Source organism: Pseudomonas sp. RL_5y_Pfl2_69 (assembly GCF_963970465.1).
In the GTDB taxonomy this organism is placed as follows: Bacteria; Pseudomonadota; Gammaproteobacteria; order Pseudomonadales; family Pseudomonadaceae; genus Aquipseudomonas.
Map to the genome: position 1 here is coordinate 342,755 of NZ_CAXAOU010000004.1, position 12,443 is coordinate 355,197.

Annotated in this window: 11 protein-coding genes; all 11 read right to left on the reverse strand. The window is 59.1% G+C overall.

Features of this window, described 5'->3' with window-relative positions; all coding sequences use genetic code 11:
- Positions 1 to 5 precede the first annotated feature (5 nt).
- Positions 6 to 1,370, reverse strand: coding sequence for a UDP-glucose dehydrogenase family protein (locus AACY07_RS09895; RefSeq protein ID WP_133079225.1), 1,365 nt, complete (start codon positions 1,368 to 1,370; stop codon positions 6 to 8).
- The gene (gene arnF, locus AACY07_RS09900) at positions 1,367 to 1,765 is read right to left on the reverse strand and encodes a 4-amino-4-deoxy-L-arabinose-phosphoundecaprenol flippase subunit ArnF (protein ID WP_133079224.1); all 399 of its coding nucleotides are present in this window, start codon (positions 1,763 to 1,765) and stop codon (positions 1,367 to 1,369) included. The genes AACY07_RS09895 and arnF overlap by 4 nt, the downstream gene beginning before the upstream one ends.
- Positions 1,762 to 2,106 (reverse strand): 4-amino-4-deoxy-L-arabinose-phosphoundecaprenol flippase subunit ArnE, encoded by a 345-nt coding sequence (gene arnE / locus AACY07_RS09905; RefSeq protein WP_133079223.1) that lies wholly within the window; start codon positions 2,104 to 2,106, stop codon positions 1,762 to 1,764. The genes arnF and arnE overlap by 4 nt, the downstream gene beginning before the upstream one ends.
- Positions 2,103 to 3,752 (reverse strand): lipid IV(A) 4-amino-4-deoxy-L-arabinosyltransferase, encoded by a 1,650-nt coding sequence (gene arnT / locus AACY07_RS09910; RefSeq protein WP_339474625.1) that lies wholly within the window; start codon positions 3,750 to 3,752, stop codon positions 2,103 to 2,105. Before arnT ends, arnE begins: the two co-directional genes overlap by 4 nt.
- Positions 3,749 to 4,633 carry a 4-deoxy-4-formamido-L-arabinose-phosphoundecaprenol deformylase gene (arnD, locus tag AACY07_RS09915; RefSeq protein WP_339474626.1) on the reverse strand — a complete coding sequence of 295 codons (885 nt, stop codon included), beginning with the start codon at positions 4,631 to 4,633 and terminating at the stop codon, positions 3,749 to 3,751. Before arnD ends, arnT begins: the two co-directional genes overlap by 4 nt.
- Positions 4,633 to 6,624: a bifunctional UDP-4-amino-4-deoxy-L-arabinose formyltransferase/UDP-glucuronic acid oxidase ArnA gene (gene arnA, locus AACY07_RS09920; protein WP_339474628.1), complete on the reverse strand. Its 1,992-nt coding sequence runs from the start codon at positions 6,622 to 6,624 to the stop codon at positions 4,633 to 4,635. Before arnA ends, arnD begins: the two co-directional genes overlap by 1 nt.
- A complete protein-coding gene (gene arnC / locus AACY07_RS09925; protein WP_133079219.1) occupies positions 6,621 to 7,634 on the reverse strand; it encodes an undecaprenyl-phosphate 4-deoxy-4-formamido-L-arabinose transferase in 1,014 nt (337 codons plus the stop codon). Before arnC ends, arnA begins: the two co-directional genes overlap by 4 nt.
- 476 nt (positions 7,635 to 8,110) lie before the next feature.
- Positions 8,111 to 8,935 carry an iron uptake system protein EfeO gene (efeO, locus tag AACY07_RS09930; protein ID WP_339474629.1) on the reverse strand — a complete coding sequence of 275 codons (825 nt, stop codon included), beginning with the start codon at positions 8,933 to 8,935 and terminating at the stop codon, positions 8,111 to 8,113.
- A 25-nt stretch (positions 8,936 to 8,960) separates the two neighbouring features.
- Positions 8,961 to 10,280, reverse strand: coding sequence for an iron uptake transporter deferrochelatase/peroxidase subunit (gene efeB / locus AACY07_RS09935; protein ID WP_339474630.1), 1,320 nt, complete (start codon positions 10,278 to 10,280; stop codon positions 8,961 to 8,963).
- A complete protein-coding gene (gene efeO, locus AACY07_RS09940) occupies positions 10,277 to 11,491 on the reverse strand; it encodes an iron uptake system protein EfeO (protein WP_339474631.1) in 1,215 nt (404 codons plus the stop codon). The genes efeB and efeO (AACY07_RS09940) overlap by 4 nt, the downstream gene beginning before the upstream one ends.
- An 8-nt stretch (positions 11,492 to 11,499) precedes the next feature.
- Positions 11,500 to 12,342 carry an iron uptake transporter permease EfeU gene (efeU, locus tag AACY07_RS09945; protein WP_339474632.1) on the reverse strand — a complete coding sequence of 281 codons (843 nt, stop codon included), beginning with the start codon at positions 12,340 to 12,342 and terminating at the stop codon, positions 11,500 to 11,502.
- Positions 12,343 to 12,443 lie beyond the last annotated feature (101 nt).

Consider the following 12,443-nt stretch of genomic DNA (forward strand, 5'->3'; position numbering starts at 1 on the left):
CATCATCAAATGGCTGTTGAACCGTGGGAAACCGGCAGGTTGCACGATTCACCCCGTCCCATCGGGAAGTACTGCAAGCCGGTCTTGGCCAGACGCTCGCCGTCGTACAGGTTGCGCCCGTCAAAAATCACCGGGGTGTTCAGGCGCTGCTTGATCAGCTCAAAATCCGGAGCCTTGAATTGTTGCCACTCGGTACACACGATCAGCGCGTCGGCGCCGCTGAGGGTGGATTCCGGCGTACCCATCAGGCTCAGGCGTTCTTCATTGGCGTAAAGACGCTGGGTTTCCTGCATGGCTTCGGGGTCGAAGGCCCGTACATTGGCTCCGGCTGCCCACAAGGCTTCCATCAATACCCGGCTCGGCGCGTCGCGCATGTCGTCGGTATTGGGTTTGAACGCAAGACCCCACAGGGCAAAGGTCTTGCCTTTGAGATCGCCCTTGAAGAACGCATTGATGCGATCGAACAGCTTGTGCTTCTGGCGTTCGTTGATGGCTTCAACCGCTTGCAACAGATCGCTTGAGCAATTGACCTGCTGGGCACTGTGGATCAGCGCGCGCATGTCTTTGGGGAAGCACGAACCGCCGTAGCCGCAGCCCGGATAGATAAAGTGGTAGCCGATACGGGTATCGGCACCGATGCCCAGACGTACGGCTTCGATGTCGGCGCCCAGGTGCTCGGCCAGTTCTGCAATCTGGTTGATGAAGCTGATCTTGGTCGCAAGCATGCAGTTGGCGGCGTACTTGGTCAGTTCGGCGCTGCGCAGGTCCATGAAAATGATGCGGTCATGGTTACGGTTGAACGGTGCGTAGAGGTCACGCATGACCTCGCGGACTTCTTCGCGGGCGCAGCCAATGATGATGCGATCCGGGCGACGGCAATCGGTGACGGCCGAGCCTTCCTTGAGAAACTCCGGGTTGGACACCACGTCAAATTGCAGTGTGCGCCCGGTCAGGCTCAGGGCCTTGTTGATATGGGCGGTCAGTGCGTCACCGGTGCCGACGGGTACGGTGGATTTTTCGACCAGGATCAGCGGTTCTTCACGGTGGCGGGCAACCGCATCACCGACTGAAAACACCTGGCCCAGGTCAGCCGAACCGTCTTCGCTCGGGGGCGTGCCCACGGCGATAAACAGTACCTGACCGTGCTCCACGGCGAGTTTTTCATCGCTGGTAAAGCGCAGGCGTTTGCTTTCAATATTTTCACGCACCAGGCTCGAAAGCCCGGGTTCGAAAATGCTGACGTGACCTTGCTGCAGCAGCTCGACCTTTTTCTGGTCAATGTCCATGCAGATCACGTCGTGGCCGACTTCAGCCAGGACCGTCGCCTGCACCAGGCCTACATAGCCACTACCAAATACACTGATTTTCATGCGCAGTTCCTGGTACGTCGAGAGTTGATCGTAAGCACCCCAAGGATGACCAGTGTCACACCCAGGGTTTTTGACAAAGTGAAGTGTTCATCGAAAATCGGCAGGCTTGCAGCGAGCAGGTACACCAAGGCGTAACTGACGCTCAACAGCGAATACGCTCGGCCCAGCGGCAAGTCGCGCAGGGCCAGCAGCCAGCAGAGCATCGACAGCGCATACGCCATGATCGCGGCAAACACCACCGCCAACGCCGGGAGCGATACATCGCCCTGGCTGATTGCATCCACCCATTGAGCCGGCTGCGGCAAGCGGGTCATGCTCCAGCGCATGCCCAATTGGGCAGTGCTGACCAGCAATACACTCCCCGAGGCAAAGGCAAATCCACGGCGCAGGTTCATGCTTGTTGTCCCAGCAAAATGACGCCGGCAATCACCAGCCCCACCCCCAGCCAATGACGCCGGTCGATGGATTCTTTAAACAGGTAGCGGGCCACCAGAGTGATCAGCACAAAGTTCAGGCTGAGCATCGGGTAAGCAATCCCGACCTCAAGCCGTTGCAACACCAGCAACCACACCAGCAGACCCAGGCCAAGGCACAGCAAGGCCAGCCACAGCCAGGGGGAACGCAGTTTTTGCGCCACCCCGGATTCAATCCCGCGCCAGCCTTCGACCGCATACTTCTGGGCGATCTGGCCGGCGCAGGTCAACAGGCACGCCAGTAGCAGCAGTGCCAGGGTCATGGAGCGATCTGCGGGAAAATCAGAATGACCATGTTGCCTTCGTCATAGCGCTTGGCATCTTTGGGCAAGTGATCCATTTCATCGCTTTCATCGCTGTCCTTGACTCGCATGACTACGCCCACCGGGCCTTGGCGACGGGCGTCAGCCATCCATTGGCCAATATCGGCCAGGCCGATGCTCTTGCCTTTGGCATCGTCATAGGTCAGGCCGTATTTGACTTCGCCCTGGGTGTTGTAGAGCGTCACGTCCGGGCGCCGAAGGCGCCACGACAAGGCAGATGCCGCACCCAGGTCGTTGCTGAGCAAGGACTTGGCCTGGGACAACTCGTCCATGTGTTCAAGGACGAACTGGTCGGGCATTTTGTTGTGAATCACGCTGGTCGGCATGGCCGCAGGCAGCGCGAGAACCAGAACACCCATTGCCACGGCAGGGGCGGCCCACATTTTCAACGGTTTGGACAACGTGAGCAGGCCGGTAACGATCCAGGTCAGCAGCACGAGCACCAACAACGCCATGTGCTGCGGTTCATTGTCATAAAACGGCTTTTTGATCTGGAAATAGATCAGGGCCAGCAATGCCACGCCGCCCACCACCAGATTGAGCAGGCCGTTCAAGCGGATGGCTCCGGTTTTGGCCTGCTCGACACGGGCAATCAGCGCGTGGCCCAGCAGCAGGGCCAGCGGCAACATGCACGGCATGATGTAAGTCGGCAGCTTGCCTTTGCTCAGGCTGAACAGGGCCAGCGGCAACAGCAGCCACATCAGCAGGAACACCACGCTGGCATGACGCTTGTTCTGCCAGGCATCCTTGAAGGTTGCAGGCAGCAGGGCTACCCAGGGCAGGCTGGCGACCACCATCAGCGGCAGATAGAACCACCATGGGCGACCGTGCTGGGCATCTTCACCGGCAAAGCGGCGAATGTGCTCGTGCCAGAAGAAAAAATTCCAGTAATCGGGCTCCTGGGCGTGAACCGCAAGAATCCACGGCAGTGAAACCAAGGCTGCGACCAGCATGGCCACCAGGCCATATTTGACCAGTTCCAGAAAACGCTTTTGCCAGACCATGTAGGGCAGGGCGATCAGCACCGGCAGCAGCAGGGCCAAAAAGCCTTTGGTCATGAAGCCCATGCCACAGGCAAAGCCCAGCACGGCCCAGCTGATCAGACGATCACGGGTAGTGCTGCTGTCGACGGCAAACCACAAGGCCACCAGGCTCAGGTTGACCCAAAGCGTGAACTGCGGATCGAGGTTTGAATAACCCGCCTGGCCTGCGATCAAGCCAAACGTCATGTACACCAGGGCGCAGGCGAAGCTCTTGCGCGGGTCGTTCCACAGGCGGCGAGCCACGGCATAGGCCAGGAACACGCTCAGGCCGGTGGCGATGGCCGAGGCAATGCGCACGCCAAACAGGTTCTCGCCAAAAATGGCCTGGCCGATAGCGATCATCCAGTAGCCGGCAATCGGCTTCTCGAAGTAGCGCAAATCCATGAAGTGGGGAGTGATCCAGTTACCGTCGATCAGAATTTGCTGGCCGATTTGCGCGTAGCGCGTTTCATCGGGAATCCACAGGCCGTGGGTGCCCAGTGGCAACAGGTAAAACGCAATAAAGGCCAGTACCAGCAGGGGTATCGTCCAGCGCTGGGTCATGGCTTCTGTACTCCCAGCCAGCCTTCACGGCCTTCAAGCACGCCGCGGCTGAGTTGCCCGGCAGGCAGACTGTCAATGTCGTTCGGAAGCAAGTCCCGCAGGGGCTGGAAATGAATATCGCGGGCACGGGCCTGCGCCAGCAATTGACGGAAGTCGTTTGCCATAAGAATCCCTTCTACTTCAGCATGGATGGTGTATGCATTCAGCTTTTGCGGGCTGAAGCGATCAAGAATGTATGAGTTGAAGTCGGCGGCACTCAGGTGCGGCCCGACTACTTCATCGAACGTCGGTAAATCCACAGGGATTTGCGGCGCGCCCAGTCTGCCGTCAGCCAATCGTGGCCGAAACAGACTGTGCCCGCGGCAATCACTGTTGTAGCGAAAACCAAAGGTTTCCTTGGCCTGGACTACGCGTTCATCGGCACGCCACCCTGCGGCTGCCGAACACTCGACGGCCTGTCCGGTGATGTCGCTCAGGGTCTCGACACCACGGCGGATCTGCTCGATCAGTTGTGCCTCGCTCCAGCGCGCGGTGTTGGCTTGCCAGCCGTGGTGATCCCAGGCGTGCAGGCCGACCTCATGGCCAGCGGCCAGGGTCTGGCGCATCAAGTGCCCCAGATCCTTGCCGATAGGTTTGCCTGGCCAGGCGGTGCCGGCCAGCAAAATATCCCAGCCATACAGGCTGGCAGCCTTGGAGCGCATCATTTTCCAGAAAAACTGGGGCTTGATCAGCCGCCATAAATGGCGGCCCATGTTGTCCGGCCCCACGCTGAAAAAAAACGTGGCCTTGATCTGGGCTTCATCGAGCAGTTCGAGTAACTGTGGAACCCCCTCACGGGTTCCACGGTACGTGTCGACATCGATACGCAGTCCAGCTTGCATCAGCGTTTTTCCGCGATTTCTACCATGGCTTCACGCAGGAAGAAGTCCAGGGTCTTGCCAATGGTTTCACTCAGCTCGGTGGTCGGCGTCCAGTCGATAAGACGACGGGCGTTTTCAACACTTGGCTTGCGATGGCTGACGTCCTGATAGCCAGTGCCGTAGAAAGACTGGCTTTCAACGTCGCGGAAACCTGCAAACGGAGGGAAGTTGGCACGCAATGGGTGGGCTTCGAACTGACGCAACAACTCTTCGCCCAGCTGACGAATGCTGGCTTCGTTGTCCGGGTTGCCGATGTTGATGATCTGGCCGTCGCACTTGCCACCCTTGTTGTCGATGATGCGGGCCAGGGCCTCGATACCGTCGGCAACGTCAGTGAAGCAGCGTTTTTGTTCGCCACCGTCAACCAGGCGGATCGGGGTACCTTCCACCAGGTGCAGGATCAGCTGGGTGATGGCGCGCGAGCTGCCAACACGTGCCGAGTCCAGACGGTCAAGGCGCGGGCCCATCCAGTTGAATGGACGGAACAGGGTGAACTTCAGGCCTTTGGTGCCGTAGGCCCAGATCACGCGGTCCAGCAACTGCTTGGAAACCGAGTAGATCCAGCGCTGCTTGTTGATCGGGCCAACAATCAGGTTGGAGGTGTCTTCGTCGAAGTTCTTGTCCTGGCACATGCCATACACTTCGGACGTGGACGGGAAGATCACGCGCTTGTTGTACTTGACGCAGTAGCGCACCAGCTTGAGGTTTTCCTCGAAGTCCAGTTCGAATACGCGCAACGGGTTGCGGGTGTATTCGATTGGCGTGGCGATGGCCACCAGCGGCAGGACCACGTCGCACTTCTTGATGTGGTATTCGATCCACTCGGTGTGGATGCTGATGTCGCCTTCCACGAAGTGGAAGTTAGGGTGGCTGCGCAGGCGGTCGATGGCGTCGGAGCCAATGTCCAGGCCATACACTTCATAACGATCGTCTTGCAGCAGACGCTCGGACAGGTGGTTACCGATAAAACCGTTTACGCCCAGGATCAGGACGCGGGTACGGCGTGCCGGGCGACCGGACTCAGCACCACGCAGGCGCGAACCTTCGACCAGGCCCAGTTCACGGGCCAGTTGCGGGCCGCTCAGGTACAGGCCGTTGTCGTTGCGCTGACCGGCAGTGATGACCAGCGAGTCCTGGCCGCAGGCAATGCGCAGCGGTTCGCAGCTGATGACCTGGCCAGGTGCATGGCCCTGGTTGCCGGCTACCACTTCGGCGCCCCAGACAATCAGTTTGTGCTCGCCCACGGCGCAGAAGGCGCCCGGGTAAGGCTGGGTAACGGCACGCACCAGGTTGAACAGCTCTTCAGCCGGGCGAGTCCATTGCAGCAGGCCGTCAGCCGGGGTGCGGCGACCAAAATAAGTGGCTTTGGATTCGTCTTGCGGGGTTTCGGTGAGCTTGCCCTGTGGCAGTAGCGGCAAGGCTTCGGCCAGCAGTTTGGCGGCGGTTTCACGCAGCTTGGCGTGCAGGCTCAGTGCGGTATCCGAACGCTCGATGCTGATGCGTTGCTGGGCCAGGATATCGCCCGCATCAGCACGCTTGACCATGCGGTGCAGGGTGACGCCGGTTTCGGTTTCGCCGTTGACCAGCACCCAGTTGGCCGGTGCGCGACCACGGTAGCGCGGCAGCAACGAGCCATGCAGGTTGAAAGCACCTTTGCTGACGCTGGCCAGCAGCTCTTCGCCCAGCAGGTGACGATAGTAGAAGGAGAAGATGTAATCGGCGTTCAGCTTGCGGATGCGCTCGATCCACAGTGGGTGGTTGGCGTCTTCCGGCGCGTGAACCGGGATGCCTTTACGGGCACACAGTTGGGCAACCGAGCCGTAAAAGTTATTTTCCTTGGGGTCGTCAGCATGGGTAAACACAGCAGCAATTTCGTAACCTGCATTGAGCAAGGCTTCAATGCCTGTGCAGCCAATATCGTGATAGGCGAAAACAACGGCTTTCAAACTCATGATTGGACCTGTGTCGAAGTAGAAGAAGTCGGGTTGCAAGTTGAAACGGAAGAAGTTGCCGGCTCGGCGCGAACGATTTTTTCAATGAAAAACCGTGGTCGAGCCCTAACATCGCTGTACATGCGGCCCAGGTATTCACCCAATAGGCCCATGCCGATAAATTGTCCGCCGGTGAATACAAACAGCACCGCGAACAGCACGAAAGTACCGTGGCCAGCCCAGGATGCACCGAAGATCAGACGCAGCATGACCAGGGCGATGGCGAACAGGACGCCCAGTACCGCCATGCTGAAGCCGATAATGCTCAGCAGGCGCAAAGGTGTTGTGGTCATGCAGGTGATCAGGTCGAACATCAGGTTGATCAGGCGCATCGGGCTGTACTTGGAGTCGCCGTGTTCGCGCTCGGCGTGCTCGACCAGCACTTCGGTGGTATGGCGGGCGAAGCTGTTGGCCAGAATGGGAATAAAGGTGCTGCGTTCGCAGCAAGCCAGCATCGCGTCGACGATGGAGCGGCGATAGGCGCGCAGCATGCAGCCGTAATCGCTCATGGCAACCCCGGTGGAGCGTTGCACGGCGAGGTTGATCACACGTGAAGGCCAGCGGCGCCAGGCGGAGTCCTGACGGTTGTTGCGCACAGTGCCGACCACGTCGTAACCCAGTGCTGCCTGCGCGACCAGGCGGGGGATTTCTTCCGGCGGGTTTTGCAGGTCGGCGTCGAGGGTGATCACCACATCGCCTTTGGAATGTTCAAAGCCGGCCATGATGGCGGCATGTTGCCCGTAGTTGCGGTTGAGGATCACGGCAACGACTGGGCTGCCTTCACGCTCGGCAGCGTCTTGCAGGATTTGCGCCGAATTGTCCCGACTCCCGTCATCGACCAGGACGATTTCATAGGCCTGTGTCAACTGCGCGCAGGCTGCTTCAGTACGGCGCAACAGCTCGGGCAGGCTTTCTTCTTCGTTGTAGACCGGGATGACGATCGACACACACTGGATTGGGTAGGGTTTCAAAATATTCGTTCCAGTCAGTTTCAATGGCACAAGACGACATGTCTAAGTCGGCCTCACTCAGGCGCACTTCAAAAACCGGCGCCCACTACGAGTAAAGCTCAATACTGGCAAAGGTAAAGTTGTTGAACTACGTTATCTACATGATTTCGCTTACAAACTATCGGATCTTTTCTGTTCTAGGAAGTGCATACGTTAAACGCACAATTGTGAAAAACCTATGAAAGTTAGATCAACAGGGCATGTTTTGAATCACTAGACAGGTGCTATTCAGGAATGGCGTTACACGCTTGAAGCCTCCATTTTTAGCGTGTAGTTACGTTTTTTGCGTGCAGTGGTTTATATCAGCAACTGTACGAAATTGAACAGCGCCCACTTGCAGTAACGACTCTGCCCCTCGTTTAAACCCATAAACGTCTGAGCGCCAACCTGCGGGCGTGTGACGTGCGTCACACCGGTTGGCGCTCAATAATGGCCTTTTAGTTCAGGCCCAGTTTGCCCCGCAGGGTCGACAAGTCTTCGGCCAGTGTATTGACAGGCCCCACCAGCGCTTTGCGATCGTTGTCCTTGACCTTGTCGTAGGTTTCGAAACCACCGTCGGCGGTTTTGTACTTGGCCAGAATGGCGTTTACCGTAGCGAAGTTTTTATCGACTTTGGCGGCAAACGCTTTGTCGTTCTGCGCGATGTGTGCACGGAACAAGTCGACTATCTTTTTCGCGCCGTCCACGTTGCCCTGGAAGTCATACAGGTCGGTGTGGCTGTAGCGATCTTCCTCGCCGGAAATCTTGGTGGCGGCCACTTCTTCCATCAGGGCCGCTGCGCCGCCAACGACCTTCTCCGGCGGGAAGGTCAACCCCGCCACACGGCTTTGCAGGTCTTTTACGTCCTTGTTAAGGCCATCAGCCAATTGGTCGAGGCCCTGGGTGCTGTTTTCGGAGAACAGGCTGTACTCGATGCGATGGAAGCCCGTGAAATCAGGCGCTTTAACGCCTTTTTCGTGATCGTCTACCCGGGAATCGATCGAGGCGTCGAGGTCGCTGAATAACTCGGCAATCGGTTCAATGGACTCGTAATACACGCGAGTCGGTGCATAGAGTTTTTTGGCCGTGGCCAGGTCCCCCTTTTTGACCGCATCCGTGAATGCTTGCGTGTTGCTGGCCAGTTCATCCAGTTGCTCGGTGACGTAGATTTTGTAGTCCGAAACAGGTTGCACCAAATCCAGCGGCGCGGTTGCGGCCAGTGCCGAGAGCGGGGTATGGAGCAACCCCAGGGCCAGGAGCAGTGCGAGCGGCGTCTTCTTCATGGGACTTTTTCCGATGGGTTGAGGTTCAGGTGCGGGCAAGCGGTGTAGCGGCTTCGAGCAGCGAGCGGCCAATGAAATCCTGATCGTCGCGCACGCCCGGCAGGGTAAAGAAATAGCCGCCGCCAACAGGCTTGAGGTATTCCTCCAGGGGCTCACCGTTCAGGCGGGTTTGCACGGCGATAAAGCCCTGCTCCAGGTCGCGCTGGTAGCAGATAAAGAGCAGGCCCATGTCGAGCTGGCCGTTCTTGTTGACGCCATTGGAATAGTTGAATGGCCGGCGCAGGATCAGGCTGTTGCGCGTTTGCGCGGTGCGCGGGTTGGCCAGGCGGATATGGGCGTCCATCCGGGTGACTTTGCCGTGCGGGTCCTGGCTGTAATCAGGGGCGTCGCTTTCGCGGGTGCCGTCCAGAGGGGCGCCACTGGCCTTGCTGCGACCGAAGATGCTTTCCTGTTCTTGCAGTGGGGTTCGGTCCCAGCGCTCGACGAAGTTGCGGATGATACGCACCGCCTGATAGCTGCCGTTGACCGCCCACCGGGGTTCGTCGCTGCCGGGCTGGACCCAGACAATCCGGTTCATGGTCGTGTTGTCGTTGGAGTCGGGGTTGGCCGAACCGTCGCGAAAGCCCAGGAAGTTGCGCGCACTTTGAGCCGGTACGCCGGGCTTGGCGGGCGCTTGGGGTGGAACGGTGCCTTCTTGCTTCCAGCGCACCAGAAGCAGGTCGGGGAGGTTTTTCACGATGTCACGCAGGGCGTGAATATTGGTGTCGGCTGTGTTGGCGCAAAACTGCAGGCTCAAGTCGCCGTGGCACTGCCCGGGCTCCAATGCATCGTTGGGGAACCCTTGCATGCGGCTCAAGCGTTTGGGCTTGACCTGGCTCAGGCCGAAACGCTCATCAAACAGGGACTCGCCAACCGATACGGTGACGGTCAAGTTGTCCGGAGTCACAACGGGGCCAAGAATGCCGGAGTCCACAGGTGGCAGCTTGGGGTCGACCTGGGGCACGGCGCCGCCCTTCATCAGGAAGGCAATGCGCTCATTCAGGGTGCGGAACAGGCGCTCAAGATCTTGCCGGTCAGTGGCCAGCACATCGAAGGCGACCAGCATGCCAGCAGCCGGGCGGGGAGTGACGATGCCATTTTGATGCTGGCCATGGAACCCGTGATGATCCAGGGTTCTGTCGCTGCTGGGGGCCTGAGTGACCTGTGCATCAGCCGCGTGGCCCGCAGCCAGGGCCGGACAGCTGAGGGCGCCACCGGCCAGTGCGGCACCGGCGACCCCCATGCCCATCAGGATGCGGCGGCGCTGCTGGTTAAAAGAGTTCGAAGTGTGTTCTGAATCGCTCATGTGCGTCTCGTCTGCAATGAGAGGCCGCTAAGGCCGAGGGCGGGATCGATTCCATCGAGTGCGTCGGCCAGAACCTTGGCCTTGTTGCTGATCTGTTGGCGTTGTTCGGCACTGACTGTGTCGTAGCTGCGGTAGCCCCGGGGTGTGCTGAGGCCACTGAGCTGTGCTTCAAGCGAAGCGCTGGCAATGTCGATGCTGTGCTGCAAATCGGCATCTTTTTTACTCAGTAGCGGACGCAGCAGGTCAACCACCTTGCGTGCAGCTTCAAGGTTGGCGGCAAAACCGTTGAGGTCGATGTGGCTGTAGCGTTCTTCCTCGCCGCTGTTGGCGCGGGTGTCCGCCAGAGTGTGGAGGGTGCGCGCAGCAATGCTGACCAACTGTTCGGGCGGCAGCGATTGGGCCAATAGCTGTTGCTTGAGCTGCACGGAATCGGCTTGCAGTTGTTGGGCTATCGGCGTGAGGCCCTGGGTGCTGCGCTGATCGAACAGGCCGTATTCCAGGCGATGGAAACCGGTGAAACCCGGGTCTTGCTCGCGTTTTTCGAAATAGTCGGCGCGGGCATTGATGGCGTTATCCAGTTCTGCCAGCCGCTGGGCTGCCGGGGCCAGGCGCTGATAAGCCTCGCGGGCAGGTATGTACAAGGCTTGCGCCTGTTCGAGATCACCGGCCGCAATGGCCAGGGACAGCGCGTCGACGGCCTTGATCAGCGCGCTGCCCTGGCGGCTCAGGTAAACCCGGAACTCCGACAGGGGCCCAATAAAGGCCACCATTGAAGGTTGCGCATTGGCGCTGGCCTCGGACGCGGCAGTGGGCGTCACGTGCAGTGAGCCGCGGGGATTGCTGAGCAGGCCGCAGGTAATGGCGTAATCCCCCGGAGCCAGGGTCGCGTTAATCACCTGGCTGAGGCCGGGGGCAATATTCTCACGCTCCTCGACGACCAGTACGCCGTCGAGGATCTCCCATTCAACCGCCCGCTCTGAGGCGTTGACAATACGAAAGCTATTGAAGCCTGCCGGTACGGTCAGCGCATTGGGTTCGCAACTGTGGGGGTGAATGGTGACCGTGACTTCGTTGTTGTGAACGCTGCGCTTGGCCGCAGCCAGTTGCGAGGCGTAGTAGAACAATCCGCCGGCCGCGATCATCACGATCACCGAGCCGGCCACCGCCCAGCGCAGTGCGCGAGGGGGTGTACCGCTTGCAGGGGTAGGCATGCTTGACCTTATGGGTGTGTTGCGCAGGAGGTGTGTGCAGCGTTTGCAGGTGCAGGCGGGCGAAAGAACATCGCTAACGTCACTGCCAGATAAATCACATAGGCGCCCAATACGCTGACGGTTGGCGCATCCTGATAGCCGAACATACCCGCCAGTACCGAGCCAAGGGGGCCATCCATCGGCAGGCGAGTGCTGACATCGAACACGACGCCCTGCAAGTGATTCCATAGCCCGGCTTCATGCAGTGCTTGCACCGAGTTGGCCAGGATGCCCGCGGCAACTACCAGGATAAACAGGCCGGTCCAGCGGAAGAACAGGCCCAGGTTCAGACGCATGCTGCCGCTGTAAATGGCAAAACCGATGCCGATGGCCAGGACCAGGCCAAGCAGGGCACCCAGCGGTGCGGCAGGGCCTTCGCTTTGCTGGAATACGGCGAGCAGAAAAAACACGGTTTCAAGCCCTTCGCGGGCGACGGCAAAGAACACCATGGCGATCAGTGCGGTGACTTGATGCTTAGAGCCGGCCAGCGCCTGATCAAGTGACGTGTGCAGGGAGTGCTTGATGGAACGCGCCACTTTGCGCATCCAGAACACCATCGAACTGAGAATGCCGACCGCAATCAGGCCCACGATGCCTTCGAACAATTCCTGTTGCTTCTGCGGGAATTCGGCACTCATGAGCTCCAGGCCACCGCCCACCAGCAGCGACAGAGCCGCTGCCAGGAAGACGCCGATCCACACGGCGGGCATCCACTGCCCGCGGCCTGTTTGCTTGAGGTAACTGGCAATGATGCCGACGATAAGTGCGGCCTCAATCCCTTCGCGCAGCATGATCAGAAATGGAACCAGCATGGGAAAAGCCCGCGTCACTAATTAGTTAGGGAGCTAATTTGTAACATGCTGATACGTATTGCCAAACAAGAATCGATTGCATTTGCTGAACATTCGCTGAA